Raw genomic sequence first — 18,261 nt, forward strand, 5'->3', positions numbered from 1 at the left:
TTTTTGTAACTGTTATATATAAAGTAAGGGCGAAAAGCCTGTTTTTCAAGACTTTCGCCCTTCATTATCATAGAAGAATCTTATTTACAGACTTTTTTTCATAGTCTCTTTGAAAAGGCACCGGCCGGATTAAACTCCGATGCCTTCTACAAAAATCTTATGAGCATATTCAAATACTAGTCTAACTTGCGCCGTATTCATTTTTGTAATTAATTTGAAGATGCCAATTATGTAATCATATTTTGTCATTTGTCTGTTTCTCCTTTGTTATTCATAGAATGTTTTTTATTGTAAATTAAATTGAGGTCTTAAATACGATTAAGAACATTTATTTTGCAACCTGTTACCGAAAGCACCATAAAGGTTAAGGAGTAAACATGTTTATCCTACAGTAATTCATATCTCTTTTTTTGGTTTTTTATAAATTACCATAATTTACATGCTATAGTACACTTAAGAGGGACGTAACTTTAAAAAGCACTAAGGAGGTAGCACATGAAGGAAAAGAAAAAGGGCGGATGCCTAAAGACACTATTAATCATTTTTGGAGTCTTAATTGTAATCGGAGTAATTGCCAGTATATTTGGTAATGATGAAGATGATACGAAGCAAAATTCCAAAAGCAATAACAAAGTCACTACTGAAAAGATTACCGAATCCACTACTGAGAGAAAGGTTGAACTAGTAAACTTTTCAAAGACATTTTCTCCTGGATATTATACTGCGGGATATGACTTTCCATCTGGTACATATAATCTAAAAGCTACATTCGGGGGCGGAAATGTAATTTCAGAAGGTGCAGGACTAAATTTAATAATGGGCCTTAAATCTGATGATATGTATACAAAAACATATAACAATGCATCTTTCAGTGAAGGAGATATAGTACAAATAGCATCAACATTAAAGTTGAAGTTCAAAACGACAGAAAAGGTAGAAAAGAAAAAATTATTAAAATACGGACGAAAAGGTGAGAAAAAAACCTTATCTCCAGGGAAATATCTAGTAGGAAAAGATATTAAACAGGGAATTTATGATATAACTCTAGTAAATGGATCAGGAAATGTAATATCTGATGATGGAGTCTTAAATGAAATCATGGGTTCAGGAGATACAAGCATGTATGTTAAAAAATTTATGCATGCACCTTTACAAGATGGGACAACCGTTGAAATTGACGGTGTAACTGTCAAAATTTCACCAAGTAAATAGTTTGAAAAAAAGTCCGCCCGGCGGCAACCAGGCGGAAAAAGTTGATACTATTCATGTATGACGTTGAAAATGAATAATACCGTACTCGCAATACATATTATACCATTTCAAACGCCGTGCTTGCAATAGGCGTTCTTTTTGTACTCATTTTTATTACAATATAGATCATAAAATAAAATGGAGGTATAATATTATGCTGAAAACAGACGGAAAATACTGCATCTACTTGAGAAAATCCAGGGCTGATCGTGACACTCAATTATATAATCATAGTAAAGAAGATGTCTTGAAAAGACATCGTGAAATACTTCTCTCTACATCAAGGAATTTAGGTATTCATATCTCTAAAATTTTTGAAGAGGTTGTTTCCGGTGATACCATTGCAGCAAGGCCGGAAGTCCAAAAACTTCTTAGTGAGGTTGAAAATAATTTATGGGATGGCGTTCTTGTTGTAGAGGTAGAGCGTCTTGCTCGTGGCGATACAAAGGACCAGGGCACAATCGCAGACACTTTTAAATACTCTGATACACTAATTATCACCCCTCAGAAAATATATGATCCCAGCAGCGAATTTGACGAAGAGTATTTTGAGTTTGGTTTGTTCATGAGCCGCCGTGAGTACAAAACGATCAACCGCCGTCTAAATCGTGGACGAATAAAGTCCGTGAAGGAAGGGAAATGGATTGCGGCTGAAGCTCCTTACGGATACAGAAAAGTTAAAATTAAAGGTGATAAAGGATATACTATTGCATTTCTTGAGGGTGAAATTGACGTTGCCCGAATGATATTTAATTGGTTTCGTATTGGTGAGTTACAGGAAAACGGCACATACAAGACACTTAGTCCAGACAATATTGCTGTACGTCTTGATTCAATGGGGATTAATCCTCGCAAGGCGAAAAAATGGAGTAGGGCTACGATAAGAGATATCCTTACAAACCCAGCCTATGCTGGTATGGTTCGTTGGGGCTATAAAAAAGAAGAAAAAAGGATGGTTGGTGGTATTCTTTCAGTAGAAAGGAGACGGTCTAAAGATTTTCATTTGTATGATGGCATTCATCCAGCCATAATTACAAAAGAAGATCATTATGCTATTCTTAGGAAATTGACTGGCAATGCCCGATCTTCTTCAGTAAATAGCAACAATAAGCTGAAGAATCCTTTATCTGGATTAGTCTATTGTGATAACTGTGGTCATCTCACAACCAGGCTTGGACAAAACTCAAAAAACAAATATGAAACAATTAAGTGTCCAAATAGAAATTGCGATAATGTTTCTGCACCCTTGGTTTTAGTGGAAGAAAAGATATTAGCTTCATTAAGTGACTGGCTTTCTAAATATAAATTAGAATGTGACAATAAGGATTTTGCGGCGGAAGAATTACATCTAAAGCAAGCATTAATTAGTAATTTATACAAAGATAAAGAAAAAGTCAAAAGACAGTTAGATAAAACATACACTTTACTTGAACAGGAAGTATATACAATTGAGATCTTTGTGCAGCGAAATAAGGCATTGACAGATCAACTACAAGCTATAAACACCAATATTATTGACCTGGAATCTGCCTATAACGCAGAACTTAATACAAAATATGAGTATGAAGAATTGATTCCCAAAATGGAGAATATTATTGATATATATTTTAAAATTGAAGACATACAAACTAGAAATGAATTATTAAAATCTGTATTAGAAAAAGTTACATACAAAAAAACAGTACGGAACACGAAGGGTAACGCACTGAACGCAAACTTTGAAATTACAATTTTCCCGAAACTGCCTAAAAAGAAATAGGTTTTTTATTTTTACTTATTACCATAGACGTGATGATCCTTATGTATATCCCCATTCGTACGTCATCAAAAATACGGAATCTGCATTAGCACCCAAAAGTCCGTAGTCCATTCCTTCATATAACAGGCCTGCCTGTTCTGCAGAAATTTTAGGTGCTAAAGCGACAGACACCTTATATCCTAAGGGATTCATCCGCTCTCTTAAGTTACCTACGAATGCGGCATATCCCTCCCGGTCCTCCGGAAGGATGTATTCAAAATCCACATCCACTCCGGCATATTGCTTTTCCTGAACCGTCTGAACCAGATTCTCAATAAGAACCTGCTGCATCTGAAGATCTTCCGACACAGCCTTAACCAGCTGATTGTTAAAACTTCCGGTCTCTGCAAACGGCGTCAGCACAAGCATGGGATCAACCCCAAACTCCAATGTCTGTTCAATCAGAGGCTCTTCCATAGCCGGCGGTATGAGCGTTCCTTCGGTTGTAAAGCCATAAGAAAAGATCAGAAGTTCATTCAAATATAAGAGTACTTCTCTTAAAATCTCCGTGCTGATATATGGATAAGCATATCCCGTTACATTGAGGTTCCCCAGCTGCTCCTGCCGATAGCGGATCGTTAGCACATCTCCCGGCATCAGATTTGATTCATTCAGCAGATATGGATTTTTTCTGACAATCGAAGAAACCGAGGTGCCGTACTGCTGCGCAATAGATGTCAGCGTATCTCCTTCCTGTACCGTATGGACAACAGAGGGCTCCAGAATGAGCAGTGCCTGGCCGGGCACAACTCTCCCGGCATAAATCTGGTTGTCATAGATCAGCCGGCTACTTGAAATATGAAACTGCCCTGCAATAGAATTAATCGTATCCCCTTCATTTACTACATATATCATACTTCATTCCTTTTTTTGGTCTTTTTCTAAATATATGCACCCGTCAAAAAAGGAATTCCTGGGCTTATTCTTTTCATGCTGCTTCCGTTCTTCCCGCAGATCTTTTCTGCGCTCTTTCCTTACGGTTATTTGTTCTTCCCTCCGGGCAGCCAGCGCCTGCTGGGACTTGGTTCCCAGCCCTTCGTTCCTGTGCCTTCGAAGACTTCTCTGCATTCGTTTGGGATTCAGATTTTTTACCTCTTTGACCGAAACATCCACGGGAGGGCTGAAACGAAGTTCTCCATGATGCTCCATCAGAAATGCCAAGACCTCATAGTCTTTTGGTTCTGCCCCGAACGTAATTTTGGACACTTCCAACCCTCCGTCCAGAACACGTTCATAAATCCCGACCCAAAAGGGTCCGTCAAAATATACTGTCAGCCTGCTCTCGATTTTTTGCATAAAAAACACTCCTCGCTTTCGACAGCAAAGAACGGACAACCGAGGAGGCAGGTTACTGACAGATTTTATCTCTGCGCCCGGACTACCGGCCGGGACTGTGTTTTTATCTTTGCACGATTTAATTTTACATGTTTCATTTTAATCCATTCTCCAGTGGTTTTCAAGGCATGACTGTGTCGGTGGGCCTGCTTTTACCCCAGTCTCCGGCTTCTGATGTGTTTTTCTATCCGGGACAGACAGCGTCACACTCATCACCGATAAAAATCCGGACTTTATGGTTGAGAACATGATCCTTGTGGGTACAGAATAAAAAAGCTCCTTTCAGTGCCAATAAATTCACACTGAATGGAGCTTTTTTATTCCCCTGTATTTCTCTTTCTGTTCAGCAGGACCCTTCCTGCACATTTTTCGGCATCGATCCTCCACTGACATTCTTTGCAGTGCAGGCATCTGCCGGTATTTCTTCCTTCTCTCGCATCTATGGCCCAGTTATAATTGACCAGTACACCCCTGCCGATATCCACCATATCCACACCGGTGCGCTCTAAAATGTCTTCTGCCATCCGGGCATCCGTTATGCTGTTGACCGCAAAAACAGGAACCGATACATGCTTTTTGATCTCCCCCGCGGCATGGATCACATCTTTATACGGAAAATCTTTTGGAGCCTCAGGCTTATCTTCCCCTGAAAATCCATAGGAAATATCCAAGAAATTAATTCCGTGCTTCTCCAGAATCTTTGCATGACGGATACCGTCTGCAAGAGCGGGTTCAAAGGCTCCCAGCCGGATTCCCACAACAAAATTTTCTGGTACTTCTTTTTTGATCCTCTCCAGAATCTCCAACGCAAACTTTTCCGGATGCCGTCCGTATTCGTCGGTTCTTTTGTTGACTCTCGAATTGAAAAATTCACACATCATATACCTGTGGCAGCCGTGCAGCTCCACCCCGTCATAACCGGCTTCATATGCTCTCACCGCAGCTTTAACAAACTGATCCTGCACCTTATGAATCTGTTCTTTCGTCATTTCATGGCCGATTCTTTTCTCTCCGTCTTTGTCCATCTCATAATCGCTCGGACACAGAAGATACTCACCGGAGCCGTTCACCCCTGCGTGATGGATCTGCAAAAATATCGGGCAGCCTTCTTCATGCACCGCACCGACGATCTCTTTCAGCCCGTCAATCTGTCTGTCCTCCCAGATGCCCAGCTGGTCCTTGGAGAGTTTTCCATCCGGGTCAACACAGGTGGCTTCCTGAATGATCAGCCCGGCACCGCCCCTGGCAATGGCTCTGTAATGTTCAATATTTTTGTGCACCACGCAGCCGTCTTCCTTCACCCAGTTATAGCATACCATCGGCGGCACACAGATACGATTCTTTATTTTTAAATGCTTTATGTAAAACGGCTCAAACAATCGTTTCATACGTTCCTCCTGTCATTTTCTGCATCTGATCCTCAGGCATTGATTTTGCATAATAGAAGCTCATCGCCCTTCTGCTGTCCGCATGTATTGTTAACCTGGTGGAAATCCCTCAGAGAGACGACGACAAGTATAAACTGCTTCTCGGGCAATTTTTTGATCATCAGCCCCAGCATATTGAAAAATTCCTTCCGGTTGGGCACATTGATCAGATAATCCATCGAAATCTGCTTATTCTGCAGGTGCAGATAAATTATAAGCAGGGCACAGGTTGCTGCAGATCCGGACAGAATTACATTTGGATACCTCTGCTGGACCAGAATAACCAGTACGGCCAGAATCGGAAAAGCCGCAAGTATATAGTATATATTTCTGTCAATCTTTCTCTTGTTCAGTACGGTGACCACAATGCTGATGGCACAGTACGCATAAAAGATCAAATAAGTGTAGACTATCCACGGCCTCCTTACATAACCCTGCCCAGGGCTGATATCAAACAGATTTCTGGTCAATGGGTTGATCAGAACGAGCACACTGTACACTAGGGCAGGTATGATTCCAAAGCCTATGACCTTTCTCAGTTCCTTCCTCTCTGTATAGACGATAGATACGGTGTAAAGCCCCCATCAGCGGTGTCAGAATATAGTAAACCATTATTACAGGCCAGGTCATCCATATGGGAAACTCATCGACACGTTAAATCATGGCCGTAGACAGAATGTTGGTCAAAATTGATCCTGACGTAATCAGAAGACACCCCTGAAAAATATTATTTTTTAATGTGGTGAGATGGCTTACCTTTCTTGAATGTACCCACATGATCCCCTCATTTTTTGTCCCCTTATACATATCCTTATCTTACCATGACTTCTCTTGAAAGAAAATGATCATTTTACTCTTCCCACTCATAATACCTGCCTCAAAAAGCGATATGGATTTACACTGTATTCTCCATGCCCTGCATCCTTCCGATATATGCCGAGGTGCAGATGTACCGGGAACTTCCCCACTGTTCCCTCTTCCTTCCCATATCCTGAATCCCCCATATACCCGATCATATCTCCCGCATGAATCTTTGTTCCCTGTTTGATTCCGGGAGCATAACTGTAAAGGTGTGCATAATAAAAATAAATACCTTTCGGAGAACGGATGCCGACACGGTAGCCTCCCAGTTTCAGCCATCCGATCTGCTCTACGACTCCGTCAGACATACTGAGCACAGGTATTTCACCTCTCTTCTTCGATACCGTATCGGACATAATATCCGTGCCCTCGTGATGCCTGTCTCCGCCAAAATTCCTCGCCTCATTCCAAGAATCCGAATAGTTTACAAACGGTATATATTCATCCGGCACCGGAGGTCCCTTGATCTCCTCTTGTATCAGCGGATCCGGTCTTCCGCTTTTACATCCGGTATTTCGGTATTCCTGATATACCTTTTCTTCTTCGATGGCTTCGTTCCGCCTTAGAATCCTTTCCACAGTCACACTCTCGGCTGTGACCAAAAGTCCCAGGAAAAACACCGTGCAAAGCAGCCAAAAACTCCTTTTTGTATTGTTCATCCGCTTCATCCCCTATTCTTTTCTGCACTATGTATATGCAAAAAAGAATAGAGTTACAACCTAAGGATTTCCCAGAAGGTATTCATACAGCATCTGTTCAAATGCTTTCACATCGATTGGTTTCGCAAAATGCCGGTCCATGCCCGCCCGCTTTGCATTTCCGGCCGTCTGTGTCTGCAGCTTGAATACTCTTCACAAGACTGTCTTAATCGTCCGGATGAATCAGATTCTTTTGCTTATGTTTTTTCAGCAAATCCTCATTGCAGTAGGATCCCAACGCAAATACCGTAGTCGGAACCCAATACATCTTTCCCTTATCTTTCATCTTAGTCAGCATTTGATCTGTATAGTCCGGAATCGTATGAAGGCCCGACAGATCTGCCACCTGTTCTTTCGCCTTCAGTTTCAGAAGGATATCGTGATTGATCATGAAAACATCAGCACCCTTCCCTGTTTCCATCCGCTTTTCCAGGGCTTCAAAGTATTCTGCCCCTTTCAGGCTCTCATATGATCTCCTCGATTACTTTGACATTTTCAGGCTCATATTTGTTCCGGAAAAACGTAATAAATAATAGTAACATCCTCAGAATCTGTTTCTTCATTCAAGACCGTATTTTTGCCGCTGCACCCGCTCAGTGCCAATGTACAGATGAACACAGCACCTTGTCATCTTCCTTTTCTTCATTGCACCTATCCCCTTTTCTGTGTAAATAATGATTCTTTACGTCTGCGGATCATCGGAAAGGGGCAACAGCCCGTCCAAACATTCCAAAACTTCTTTGTTGACACGGTCACTTTGCATGATCTCTCTTCCGTCGGACAGCAGGCCGCCCTGATATTCACCGCAGATATCGGCCCCTAAGATTTTTCTTTCCTGTGATATCATTGTACATATCCTGCAGACCTGCCCGACGGTCATGCTGCCCTGGTCCCAGTTTGTGGACATCTCGCTCTGGCTCAGCACATCCTTGTCCAAAGACAGATAGACATCCGTCAGGATCTCTCTTTGAAGCCATGTCTTCCAGTCAAAATCCGGGGATATAGCTTCTTCCTCCGGCACTGCCGCCATGTGGTTTCTGTATCTCGGCTCCACCTCCCGCAGATATGCGGCCGAAGTACCGATCAGAATCACTTTTTTTAGATGTTCAATCTCGTCCATGGCCCTCCGCACCCAGCATCCGCAGGATAAAAGTTCAGGAAACAGCGGCTTCTGAAGATCAGTGTGGTAGTCAAACAGCACCAGCGTAAAATCCCTGCACATCTCTTTTTGCAGAAGAAAGGAGACATAATGGTAATTTCCGGAACCTAGAAAATAAATATGAGAGGGCTTTCCTGCCCTGATCCTTTCTCTGATCGTCTCCGCCGCAGTATCCTCACAGTATCCGTTGGTCCCCTGAACTTCTGTCAGGCCGATCCGCTGATAAGGGGCTGATTTATAAAACTCTTCCTTATCGTATAAATCGTCAAAGTCCAGGACCGTAATCATCTGCTGCACATCACTCACTCCTTTTCGGTCTGTTAAAGATAAATCTTAATGAATTCCTCCGGCGGGACCGGCCTGCCGTAATCCTCTCTCTCAGCAGTACGCCGGCTCCTGCGAACAAATGAGTAATCATGACGATCGACAGCAGATTCAGTATGGATAAGTTGAACAAATACTCTGCTCCCGCCGTATGCATCGCTTCAAACTTCTTTGCCGCCCTGACACTCAGCCGGAACAGCGCACAGGATAGCATCGTGATGCACATGGCCGTAGCATCTAAAATATTCAAAATCCGCCCTCCCAGGAAAGCGGTTATAAATTCCTGATAAGGCGGATATGGAAAACTCTTAAATAAAAGTACAAAGGAACCCAGAATTAAGCCCCTGCTTAACCGATAAAATCGCTGTCGATTTCCCAAGATCCCTATAATAATTCCTGATTTTCATTGCATAACTCCCCAGATTCGATCACTGCCCGGACATCTGTTCATGTTCTTCCCTGAGATTCTCATATAGAGTCATAGAGTCCCAAGTCTGGTTTGTATCCGTCAGAACGGCCTTTAAATTTATCTTTTTAAGCTTCTCTTTTCGGAAACTCAAAATCATCTCATCAATCTGACGGCCGGAGAAGCCTTTCATGACAAGCATCTCTTCTGTGAATCCGGGGCCGTCATAGCAGCTGTCTCCTGGTTCAATGCCGGGAACTCCTGCCAGTGCCCCGATTGGTTTCAGATAATCTTCTTTTTTTATATTTTTTATCCGTACACCCATGCGGATCAGGATAAACTTTATCTTTCTTGCCCGCTCAGAGCTGTCTAAATTATATAGCAATACAGCTGCACTGCCGTTTTTTGCTTGATTCATTTTTATTTCCTGCCTTTTTGTTATAGTAGTTTTATTATACCATATTTGAATGAAATCTTACAAACATGCAGACTATAAAATGAAGCTATTTTACAAAAACATAGAAAGCGTACAGCAATATGCCTGATCATCTTTTAACGGAAACCGTGATGCTCTGCATCCACCTCTTGGAACTTTTCGGGATCTTTGTCATCGTCTTTGGCTGTATCAAGGCTTTTCTCCAATATCTCCGGGCAGGATTTACCACGGAGGGAAGGGAGATCAAACTGGAATTGGCCAAAATGCTGGCTTTTGCCCTGGAGTTCAAACTGGGAGGCGAAATACTCAGGACCGTCATCACCAAAAACATGAACGAACTTTATATGCTGGGAGCCGTCATCCTTTTGAGATCTTTTCTGACTCTGGTGATCCACTATGAAATCAAGTTCGAGTCAGATTAATAACTCTCCATCAGCCTGCCGAGCCGCCGGATTCCCTCCCGGATCACTTCCGGCTCGGAATTCGTATAATTCAGGCGGAATGTGGGCACCGGCTTCTCATCGTTCACATAAAACGGATTGCCCGGTACGAAAGCGACCTTTTCTTTCATCGCACGATCAAATAATTCGAGGGATGACTCGCCTTCCGGAAGAGATCCCCATACAAACATGCCTCCTTTCGGCATGGTATAAGTGACAGTGTCCGGAAAGAAATCCTTCATTGCCTGGAGCATGACATCGCTCTGCTCTTTATAGAGGGCTTTGATTTTGCCGATGTGTTCGTTTAATTCATGGTTCATGAGATAATCATACACTGCATACTGGGCAAATATATTGCTGTGCAGATCGGCCGCCTGCTTTGCGGTCACAAGATGCTGCATCAGTTCTTTGTCTTTCGTGCAGATCCATCCAAGTCTCATTCCCGGTGTGATGATCTTTGAAATCGTCCCGAAGAGCACACTCTTTTTCAGGCCGAACGATCCGATATAAGGAAGCGCCTCTCCCTCAAACTTCAGCTGTCCGTACGGATCATCCTCGATCAAATAGGCAGAATAGCGGTTTAAAAGACTGCACAGTGCATTTCTTTTCTCCACAGAATATGTAAGTCCGGTTGGGTTTTGAAAGTTTGGAACCGTATACAAAAGTTTTACATTCCTCTCCTCCAGGATCTGCTCCAGCCTGTCCAGATCCATCCCATCATCCAAAAGAGGCACCGGGCAGAAATCCGGCTCAAATACGGTAAATGCCTGAATAGCTCCCAAATAGCCGGGTTCTTCGATCGCCAGCGCGTCACCGGGATTGATCAGTACCTTTCCCATCAGATCCAAAGCCTGCTGCGACCCTGTCGTGATCAATACATCGACCGCCTGTACATCCATCCCGTATTCGTCCCGGTATCTCTTTGCCACCCATTCCCTGAGCGGCCGGTAGCCTTCCGTACTGGAGTACTGGAAGACCTCATCACCATATTGGTCAATGACCCTTTCCATAGACTGTTTAAGATCTTCCTTTGGAAAGGAAACCGGATTAGGCAGTCCTCCTGCAAAGGAGATGATGTCATCCTGCTGGATCACTTTTAAAATTTCCCTGATAAAGGATGCGGGCGTGTTTAAGATTCTCTCTGAAAACTGTGTCATACTTTTGTACCTCTTCTTTCCGCGATGATGTAAGAAAAGCTCTAAACCGGACATCCTCCGGCCTAGAGCGTTCAAATAATGAATTTTGCTTATTATATTCCTTTCTCTTCTGTCTGTCAAGAAATCGCGGACTATTTTATCTTCACCTGTTCTATGTTCTTAATGATGATTGTGCTTCCTCCTCCCTGTTCTTCCAAGATCTCCACATTGTCTTTTGTGATATATTCTTCCATGGGGATCTTAATCTCGATCCCTGCGTCGGTCTCAAGAATCTGATATTCCAGCTTCTTCACGGTATTTTCTTTGGCCACCGTAAAGGTATCATACTGCAGGTCATATCTCTCGATGCGGTCATCAAACTCCTGTTTCTTCTCCGTGCTGTCTCCAAAGATCCTGTCGCCGATCTCGTTGACCCGAAACTCATTTTTTTCCGCGAATTCTTCTCTCAACTTACTCCTGGCATCCAGTCGGTTTCTAAGAGGTTCATTCTCGTACCGGTTATTGATGTCTGTGATCACCTTGTTTAAGATCTGGAACTTCTTTTTGGGAGCCATGTCCGCATGGCACTGAAGAAAGCGCTCCGAAATATAGTTAATCTTGTCGCCTGTCAGCATCTCAAACTTCTTTTCCACCAGCTGGACCTTATACTCCAGAAGATCCACGATCACGGCCTCTGTAAGCTTTGCCCCGTCCATAGGCATCACCCGCTGCTTTACAATGTCGTTGACTTCGTTTTCTTCCTCTTTATGTATGTAAGTCTCCTTATAATTCATTTTCAGAAGCGCCAGATGTACGACGCTGTAAAGCTGGAAACTGACCACGATCAGGTCTGCCGCCGGAATCGTCACACTGTCGCACATAATATCAAAAAGACTTTCCGACAGTACACGGCTGGCTTCCACAAAGCTTTCGTCCTCCTTTTCATCCATCGATTCCAAAAGGCTTAAAACCGGTGAAAGACTTCCGTCAAACTGGCATTTTTTTGTGTCATCGCTTTCCAGTATTTTAAAAATGTGTCCTCTGATAAACTCCATCAAGTCCGGACCCATATCCAGCAGGTCATTGGACAGGCCAAGGTATCCGTTATGGCTGTCCAGTATATGGATGATTCCTTTTCTGATGATAATATCGTCTCTCTGTATCTGCATGTTTATCCTACTTTCTAATAAATTTTCTTTAACTATTATACTAGAAAAAATCCGTCCGGACAACTCCGGACGGATCTCCATAACCCCTTCACCTTACATTTCTGCAAGAACATTTTTGACATATTCATAAGCTCTCGGGCAGTGGCTCTTTAAAGAAGCTCTGTTCATAGAATACTCTTTAAATACCTCTGTAAAAAACTCTTTGTTGTTTGATACTGCATATGCACGGTTGTCGCCGGCAAAATTGTTCTTTTCTGCCGTCTGCCCCTTTCAGCAAAGAAGAATTCGGATTCGTCTGGATGGTCATACCCACTCTGTTGAATTCGCTGATTACTTTGTCATCGACGATGCCCTTTAACTGACCGATATTTGCATTTCCTGCCTGCGCAAAATTTGTTGTTTTGATAACCTTTTTAATGATTGTTGTTGTTTTGACAGTTTTTTTCTTTGCTTTTTTTGTTGTTTTTACAACAATGTCAGTCTGAACTGTCTCTTCTACTTTTTTAGATACGCTGGTGATCACTTTTTTAGTAGTCTTTTAAGTTTTTTTGTTGTGACCTTTTTACGTTTTACTATTTTCTTTAATTTATATATCTTTGTTTTAACTTTTTTGGATGTACTTGTTTTGACCGTTACTTAATTGCTGGCTGCTGCCACAGGTTCTGCTGCCGGAGCTGTGAACCCGATAACAAGCAAAACTGCCAATGCACTTACCAGAACTTTTTTGATTGCTTTCTTCATGATCATGTGCCTCCTCATTTCACAGATACAAGCCAGTGACCATCTTAATCTCTGGTACGAAAAAAGCAACCTGCTTATTTCTTACACATGAGCTTCTCTCATGCGGCAACCGGCTGTCATAAATATAGTCACTTTTCAGCCATCTTCTCCTGAGACATTTTTGCCTGCTTGCGCAGGTCTTTTAATTTTGTAGAAAACATTTTATGTTCCTCCTCTGTTTTGATGGTGAAAGTATAGCAATCAAAGTTTTTTCCAGCAAGCAACTATAGTTTACATCTGAGTATTTTATGCAACTTTCCGTAGCAAAAGAGGTCCTGCACGGATGCAGAACCTCTTTTATAAGTTTTATTGATGTTTATAATTATTTTACTACAGTCTTTAACTGTTCTGTCAGCATTGGAACGATCTTATTTAAATCTCCAACGATTCCATAGTCTGCTACATCGAAAATCGGTGCTGTGTCATCTTTGTTGATTGCAACGATAATGTCAGCCTCTTCCATACCTGCCACGTGCTGGATTGCTCCTGAGATACCAATTGCAAAGTATACATTTGGGCGTACAGTCTTACCAGTCTGTCCAACCTGGATATCTCTAGGCTTCCATCCTGCGTCTACTACCGCACGGGAACAGCTCACTTCTCCACCTAAAACTTCTGCTAAATCTTCTAAGATCTTGAAGTTTTCAGGGCTTCCGACTCCACGTCCGCCGGATACAAGGATGTTTGCATCCATGATATCCACAACGTCAGTCACAGATTTTACAACTTCCATGATCTCAACATATTTATTGTCCGGAGTAAATCCAGGATTGAATTCAATCACTTCCGCTTTTGCTCCTTCGATCTTGTCGATCGCCTGCATAACACCAGGACGTACTGTAGCCATCTGAGGACGGTTATCCGGGCATGCAATGGTAGCGATCGTATTTCCGCCGAACGCAGGACGTGTCATCAGTAACTGGTTATGTTTCTGCTCTTTTCCCGGAATTGCTACTAATGGGAAATCACCGATTTCAAGGACTGTACAGTCAGCAGTAAGACCAGTTGCAACTCTCGCAGACACACGAGGTCCTAAGTCTCTACCGATTGCTGTCGCACCAACTAACATGATTTCTGGTTTGTATTCATTGATCACAGATGCAAGTGCATGTGTATAAGGCTCTGTTCTGTATTCTTTCAGTTCAGGATCATCAACTACGATCACCTTGTCCGCACCGTAAGCTGCAAGTTCATCTGCAAGGTCTTTCACTTCAGATCCAATTAAAACAGCTGTAACATCTGTATCTAAATCTTTTGCAAGGTCTTTGGCTTTTCCAAGTAATTCAAAAGCGATGCCGCTTAATTCATTGTCCACCTGCTGTGCAAAGACATAAACTCCTTTATATTCTTCTAAACCCATTTTATTCACCACTTTTCCTTTTTAAATTAGATTACATGTTTTTCTTTCAATTTGTCCATGATATATGCTACGGATTCTTCCGGATCAAGGGTTACCTTTTCCCCTGCACCTTTACGAACCTTATCAGATGCTTTCGCAATCTTTGTAGGTGATCCGGCAAGTCCGATGTTTGCATCATCGACATCTTTTAAGTCTTTTCTTCCCCAAACAGTCACTTCTGCATCGTATGCATCAAAGATTCCGCCCGGTGTCATGTAACGCGGCTCGTTTAATTCAGAAAGTGCTGTGATCAGGCAAGGCATTTTTGCCTTTACAACATGATATCTGTCTTCATACTGACGTTCAACAACAACATTGTCTCCGTCGATTTTGATATCCTGAGCGTAAGAAATAACTGGAATATCCAGATGTTCTGAAATCTGAGGACCTACCTGTGCGGTATCTCCATCGATTGCCTGACGTCCTGTGATGATCAGGTCGTAGTCAAGATTTCTGATCGCACCTGCAAGCGTTGTAGAGGTAGCCCATGTATCTGCTCCTCCGAGAACTCTGTCTGTGACAAGGACTCCCTTGTCTGCTCCCATAGCCATAGCCTCACGTAAAACTTCATCTGCTTTCGGAAGTCCCATCGTAAGAACAGTAACTTCTGCATCATATTCATCTTTTAATTTTAATGCCGCTTCCAATCCAGCTTTATCATCTGGATTCATGATGGTCAGCATTGCACCTCTATCCAAAGTACCATCCGGGTTAAATTTAACTCCGCCCTTAGTATCTGGTACCTGTTTTACACATACAACGATTTTCACAGTAAAGTACCTCCCTTATTTTAACAGATTTCCAGAAATGACCATACGCTGAACTTCAGATGTTCCTTCGTAGATCTCTGTGATCTTAGCATCGCGCATCATACGTTCTACATCGTATTCTCTGATATATCCGTAACCACCGTGTAACTGAACAGCCTTTGTTGTCACTTCCATTGCCACTTCTGCTGCATATAACTTCGCCATAGCTGCTTCCACACTATATACTTTCTGTGTAGCTTTTGCCATTGCCGCTTTATAAACTAACAGTTTTGCAGCTTCCACCTTAGTCGCCATATCAGCTAACTGGAACTGTGTGTTCTGGAACTGTCCGATCGTACGTCCGAACTGTTTTCTTTCTTTTACATATTCGATGGTTGCTTCTAATGCACCTTCTGCCAGTCCAAGAGCCTGGGAAGCGATACCGATACGTCCGCCGTCAAGAGTATGCATTGCGATTCCGAATCCTTTGCCCTGTTTTCCTAATAAGTTTTCTTTTGGAATGCGGCAGTCTTCGAAGATCAGTTCATAAGTGGAAGATCCGCGGATACCCATTTTCTTTTCCTTTGTTCCAAAGGAGAATCCTGGAGTTCCCTTATCTACGATGAATGCAGAGATCTCTTTTAATTTTCTTCCGCGTTTTTCAATGATTCCTGTAACAGCGATCACGATGTAAACGTCTGCTTCTTTACCATTTGTGATGAAGCATTTAGAACCGTTTAATACCCACTCGTTACCGTCTAAGACAGCCTTAGTCTGCTGTCCCTGAGCGTCGGTACCAGCTCCCGGTTCAGTCAGGCCGAATGCACCTAATTTCTTACCGGATGCAAGATCAGGAAGGTATTTTTTCTTCTGTTCTTCTGTACCGTAAGTCTGGATTGGATCACAGCACAGAGATGTATGTGCAGATACGATAACGCCTGTGGTACCGCAGACTTTTGATAATTCTTCTACACACATAACGTATGTCAGAGGATCACAGCCCTGTCCGCCGTACTCTTTCGGAATCGGGATACCAAGAAAACCATTCTTAGCCATCTTCTGAACAGTTTCTTTTGGGAACTGTTCTGTTTCATCCACGTCCTGTGCAAGAGGCTTTACTTCATTTTCGGCGAACTCTTTGAACAGAGTTCTTGCCATTTCGTGTTTCTTACTTAATGCGAAATCCATTTCTTATTCCTCCATTTAATTATTTACTATAATCGTAGAATCCTTTGCCGGTCTTCTGGCCTAACATACCGCCGCGTACCATCTTTCTCAGCAATGGATGCGGACGATACTTGGTATCTCCAAACTCATTGTAAAGCACTTCCATGATAGCAAGGCAAACGTCTAATCCGATCAGGTCACCCAATGCTAACGGTCCCATCGGGTGGTTAGCTCCTAATTTCATGGCTGTATCAATACCTTCTACAGATGCTACTCCGTCTGCATAGATTCCGATTGCTTCGTTGATCATAGGGATGAGGATTCTGTTAACAACAAATCCAGCTGCTTCTTCTACCTGAACCGGTGTCTTTCCAATATCTTTAGAGATCTCGATAATTCTGTCAACCGTTTCCTGAGGAGTATTGATTCCTGCGATAACTTCAACAAGCTTCATAACCGGAGCCGGATTGAAGAAATGCATACCGATCATCGGACGGTCAAGTCCTGCTCCGATTTCAGTAATAGAAAGGGAAGATGTATTGGTAGCGAAGATTGCTTCCGGTTTGCAGATATCCTGTAATTCTTTGAAAGTCTGCTTTTTGATCTCCATGTTTTCAATCGCTGCTTCCACAACAAGGTCACAGTCAGTGCAGATGTCTTTCACACCAGTTGTGATTTTAGCTAAAATGGCGTCAGCTTTTTCCTGATCCATCTTACCTTTTGCTACTCTTTTTTCGAATCCTTTTGCGATTCTTGCTTTTCCGTTTGCTGCGAATTCTTCATTGATATCGCAAAGGTAAACTTCATAGCCTTCTGTCTGCGCAAATGCCTGAGCAATTCCGCTGCCCATTGTTCCAGCACCGATAACTCCAACTTTCATTATGATTCCTCCTGTATTTAAACTCTAATTGTTGCCTGACACTGATTATTTATTTTTGAATCCGTCGACTTTCGTCTTGTTTAAGAATGCTTCCATGCCTGCTCTCTGGTCTTCACTCTCGAAGCAGCTTCCGAATGCTTTTTCTTCCACGACAATGGCCTGATCCATGTCCACATCCAGTCCTTCATTGATGGCTTTCTTTGAAGCGCGGACTGCAATAGGAGCATTCTTAGCGATCTTCGCAGCCATCTTCTTTGCTGCATCCAAGAGATCTGCCTGCGGATATACAGCATTTACAAGTCCGATCCTGTATGCCTCATCTGCTTTGATATTGAAAGCAGTATAAATCATTTCTTTTGCTTTTCCAGCGCCTACAAGACGGGCAAGCCTCTGAGTTCCTCCAAATCCAGGAGTAATTCCAAGACCTACTTCCGGCTGGCCGAATACTGCGTTTTCAGCACAAAGGCGGATATCACAGCTCATGGAGATTTCACATCCTCCTCCCAGTGCAAATCCGTTCACTGCGGCGATGGTCGGAATAGGGAATGTCTCTAACTTGCGGAACACGTCATTTCCCTTCTTACCGAAGGCTTCTCCTTCTGCTTTTGTCAATGTACTCATCTCAGCGATGTCAGCTCCGGCCACAAAGGATTTATCTCCTGCTCCGGTAAGGATCAAGGCTCTTGTATTTTCCAGATCAACAGCATCCAGTGCTTCCTCAATCTCGCCGAGCACCTGGCTGTTTAATGCATTTAATGCTTTTGGACGGTTGATGGTGAGGATACCTACAAAACCTTCTGTTTCATATGTGATGAATTCCATGGATTCAATCTCCTTTCAAATTAA

The 18,261-nt window shown here is 42.7% G+C and carries 19 protein-coding genes and 1 pseudogene; 3 read left to right on the plus strand and 17 right to left on the minus strand.

Annotated elements, in window-relative coordinates:
- Positions 1 to 495: 495 nt before the first annotated feature.
- Positions 496 to 1,212, plus strand: coding sequence for a hypothetical protein (locus QGT46_RS13065; protein WP_024727130.1), 717 nt, complete (start codon positions 496 to 498; stop codon positions 1,210 to 1,212).
- Positions 1,213 to 1,405: 193 nt separating this feature from the next.
- Entirely contained in the window at positions 1,406 to 3,010 is a 1,605-nt protein-coding gene (locus QGT46_RS13070; protein WP_024727129.1) for a recombinase family protein, read from the plus strand.
- Positions 3,011 to 3,049: 39 nt separating this feature from the next.
- Here QGT46_RS13070 and QGT46_RS13075 read toward each other — a convergent pair whose 3' ends face one another.
- The 9 genes and pseudogenes from QGT46_RS13075 to QGT46_RS13115 all read right to left on the minus strand — a co-directional run bounded on the left by QGT46_RS13075 (position 3,050) and on the right by QGT46_RS13115 (position 9,677).
- A complete protein-coding gene (locus QGT46_RS13075; protein WP_034549186.1) occupies positions 3,050 to 3,904 on the minus strand; it encodes a LysM peptidoglycan-binding domain-containing protein in 855 nt (284 codons plus the stop codon).
- 3 nt (positions 3,905 to 3,907) lie between these two features.
- A complete protein-coding gene (locus QGT46_RS13080) occupies positions 3,908 to 4,345 on the minus strand; it encodes a YjdF family protein (RefSeq protein WP_024727128.1) in 438 nt (145 codons plus the stop codon).
- Between the two features lie 356 nt (positions 4,346 to 4,701).
- Positions 4,702 to 5,772, minus strand: a complete 1,071-nt coding sequence (locus tag QGT46_RS13085) for an NADH:flavin oxidoreductase (RefSeq protein ID WP_270433246.1) — start codon at positions 5,770 to 5,772, stop codon at positions 4,702 to 4,704.
- 53 nt (positions 5,773 to 5,825) lie between these two features.
- Positions 5,826 to 6,618 (minus strand): annotated as a pseudogene (locus QGT46_RS17550) (diguanylate cyclase domain-containing protein); the annotation flags it as partial.
- 56 nt (positions 6,619 to 6,674) lie between these two features.
- The gene (locus tag QGT46_RS13095) at positions 6,675 to 7,331 is read right to left on the minus strand and encodes a M23 family metallopeptidase (RefSeq protein WP_270433248.1); all 657 of its coding nucleotides are present in this window, start codon (positions 7,329 to 7,331) and stop codon (positions 6,675 to 6,677) included.
- Positions 7,332 to 7,536: 205 nt separating this feature from the next.
- Positions 7,537 to 7,791, minus strand: a complete 255-nt coding sequence (locus QGT46_RS17060; RefSeq protein ID WP_334300625.1) for a hypothetical protein — start codon at positions 7,789 to 7,791, stop codon at positions 7,537 to 7,539.
- A 261-nt stretch (positions 7,792 to 8,052) separates the two neighbouring features.
- On the minus strand, positions 8,053 to 8,817 hold the full coding sequence (locus QGT46_RS13105) for an arginase family protein (protein ID WP_024727124.1): 765 nt from the start codon (positions 8,815 to 8,817) through the stop codon (positions 8,053 to 8,055).
- A 10-nt stretch (positions 8,818 to 8,827) separates the two neighbouring features.
- Positions 8,828 to 9,103, minus strand: a complete 276-nt coding sequence (locus QGT46_RS13110) for a hypothetical protein (protein WP_024727123.1) — start codon at positions 9,101 to 9,103, stop codon at positions 8,828 to 8,830.
- Between the two features lie 178 nt (positions 9,104 to 9,281).
- On the minus strand, positions 9,282 to 9,677 hold the full coding sequence (locus QGT46_RS13115) for a DUF3783 domain-containing protein (protein WP_024727122.1): 396 nt from the start codon (positions 9,675 to 9,677) through the stop codon (positions 9,282 to 9,284).
- Between the two features lie 119 nt (positions 9,678 to 9,796).
- Between QGT46_RS13115 and QGT46_RS13120 the strand changes: the two genes are divergently transcribed.
- Positions 9,797 to 10,117, plus strand: a complete 321-nt coding sequence (locus tag QGT46_RS13120) for a DUF1622 domain-containing protein (RefSeq protein WP_024727121.1) — start codon at positions 9,797 to 9,799, stop codon at positions 10,115 to 10,117.
- Here the strand turns inward: QGT46_RS13120 and QGT46_RS13125 are convergent.
- The 8 genes from QGT46_RS13125 to QGT46_RS13160 all read right to left on the minus strand — a co-directional run bounded on the left by QGT46_RS13125 (position 10,114) and on the right by QGT46_RS13160 (position 18,237).
- Complete coding sequence (locus tag QGT46_RS13125) at positions 10,114 to 11,292, minus strand: PLP-dependent aminotransferase family protein (protein WP_024727120.1); 1,179 nt, start codon at positions 11,290 to 11,292, stop codon at positions 10,114 to 10,116. The genes QGT46_RS13120 and QGT46_RS13125 overlap by 4 nt on opposite strands.
- A 131-nt stretch (positions 11,293 to 11,423) precedes the next feature.
- A complete protein-coding gene (locus QGT46_RS13130) occupies positions 11,424 to 12,440 on the minus strand; it encodes a nucleoid-associated protein (protein ID WP_034549182.1) in 1,017 nt (338 codons plus the stop codon).
- A gap of 178 nt (positions 12,441 to 12,618) precedes the next feature.
- The gene (locus tag QGT46_RS13135) at positions 12,619 to 12,963 is read right to left on the minus strand and encodes a hypothetical protein (protein WP_270433252.1); all 345 of its coding nucleotides are present in this window, start codon (positions 12,961 to 12,963) and stop codon (positions 12,619 to 12,621) included.
- 579 nt (positions 12,964 to 13,542) lie between these two features.
- Positions 13,543 to 14,580 carry an electron transfer flavoprotein subunit alpha/FixB family protein gene (locus tag QGT46_RS13140; RefSeq protein WP_024727118.1) on the minus strand — a complete coding sequence of 346 codons (1,038 nt, stop codon included), beginning with the start codon at positions 14,578 to 14,580 and terminating at the stop codon, positions 13,543 to 13,545.
- A 26-nt stretch (positions 14,581 to 14,606) separates the two neighbouring features.
- Positions 14,607 to 15,389, minus strand: coding sequence for an electron transfer flavoprotein subunit beta/FixA family protein (locus QGT46_RS13145; RefSeq protein WP_006565763.1), 783 nt, complete (start codon positions 15,387 to 15,389; stop codon positions 14,607 to 14,609).
- Between the two features lie 15 nt (positions 15,390 to 15,404).
- The gene (locus QGT46_RS13150) at positions 15,405 to 16,556 is read right to left on the minus strand and encodes an acyl-CoA dehydrogenase (protein WP_148459979.1); all 1,152 of its coding nucleotides are present in this window, start codon (positions 16,554 to 16,556) and stop codon (positions 15,405 to 15,407) included.
- A gap of 19 nt (positions 16,557 to 16,575) precedes the next feature.
- Positions 16,576 to 17,415 (minus strand): 3-hydroxybutyryl-CoA dehydrogenase, encoded by an 840-nt coding sequence (locus tag QGT46_RS13155; RefSeq protein WP_024727116.1) that lies wholly within the window; start codon positions 17,413 to 17,415, stop codon positions 16,576 to 16,578.
- 45 nt (positions 17,416 to 17,460) lie between these two features.
- Positions 17,461 to 18,237 carry an enoyl-CoA hydratase-related protein gene (locus QGT46_RS13160; protein WP_024727115.1) on the minus strand — a complete coding sequence of 259 codons (777 nt, stop codon included), beginning with the start codon at positions 18,235 to 18,237 and terminating at the stop codon, positions 17,461 to 17,463.
- Between the last annotated feature and the right edge of the window lie 24 nt (positions 18,238 to 18,261).

The sequence above is a fragment of the Anaerostipes faecis genome, assembly GCF_910574135.1.
In the GTDB taxonomy this organism is placed as follows: Bacteria; Bacillota; Clostridia; order Lachnospirales; family Lachnospiraceae; genus Anaerostipes; species Anaerostipes hominis.

Bases quoted from the DNA above. Each gene is read 5' to 3' on its own strand.
- QGT46_RS13065 (WP_024727130.1), top strand. From the start codon at position 496: ATGAAGGAAAAGAAAAAGGGCGGATGCCTAAAGACACTATTAATCATT.
- QGT46_RS13070 (WP_024727129.1), top strand. From the start codon at position 1,406: ATGCTGAAAACAGACGGAAAATACTGCATCTACTTGAGAAAATCCAGG.
- QGT46_RS13075 (WP_034549186.1), bottom strand. From the start codon at position 3,904: ATGATATATGTAGTAAATGAAGGGGATACGATTAATTCTATTGCAGGG.
- QGT46_RS13080 (WP_024727128.1), bottom strand. From the start codon at position 4,345: ATGCAAAAAATCGAGAGCAGGCTGACAGTATATTTTGACGGACCCTTT.
- QGT46_RS13085 (WP_270433246.1), bottom strand. From the start codon at position 5,772: ATGAAACGATTGTTTGAGCCGTTTTACATAAAGCATTTAAAAATAAAG.
- QGT46_RS13095 (WP_270433248.1), bottom strand. From the start codon at position 7,331: ATGAACAATACAAAAAGGAGTTTTTGGCTGCTTTGCACGGTGTTTTTC.
- QGT46_RS17060 (WP_334300625.1), bottom strand. From the start codon at position 7,791: ATGGAAACAGGGAAGGGTGCTGATGTTTTCATGATCAATCACGATATC.
- QGT46_RS13105 (WP_024727124.1), bottom strand. From the start codon at position 8,817: ATGATTACGGTCCTGGACTTTGACGATTTATACGATAAGGAAGAGTTT.
- QGT46_RS13115 (WP_024727122.1), bottom strand. From the start codon at position 9,677: ATGAATCAAGCAAAAAACGGCAGTGCAGCTGTATTGCTATATAATTTA.
- QGT46_RS13120 (WP_024727121.1), top strand. From the start codon at position 9,797: ATGCCTGATCATCTTTTAACGGAAACCGTGATGCTCTGCATCCACCTC.
- QGT46_RS13125 (WP_024727120.1), bottom strand. From the start codon at position 11,292: ATGACACAGTTTTCAGAGAGAATCTTAAACACGCCCGCATCCTTTATC.
- QGT46_RS13130 (WP_034549182.1), bottom strand. From the start codon at position 12,440: ATGCAGATACAGAGAGACGATATTATCATCAGAAAAGGAATCATCCAT.
- QGT46_RS13140 (WP_024727118.1), bottom strand. From the start codon at position 14,580: ATGGGTTTAGAAGAATATAAAGGAGTTTATGTCTTTGCACAGCAGGTG.
- QGT46_RS13150 (WP_148459979.1), bottom strand. From the start codon at position 16,556: ATGGATTTCGCATTAAGTAAGAAACACGAAATGGCAAGAACTCTGTTC.
- QGT46_RS13155 (WP_024727116.1), bottom strand. From the start codon at position 17,415: ATGAAAGTTGGAGTTATCGGTGCTGGAACAATGGGCAGCGGAATTGCT.
- QGT46_RS13160 (WP_024727115.1), bottom strand. From the start codon at position 18,237: ATGGAATTCATCACATATGAAACAGAAGGTTTTGTAGGTATCCTCACC.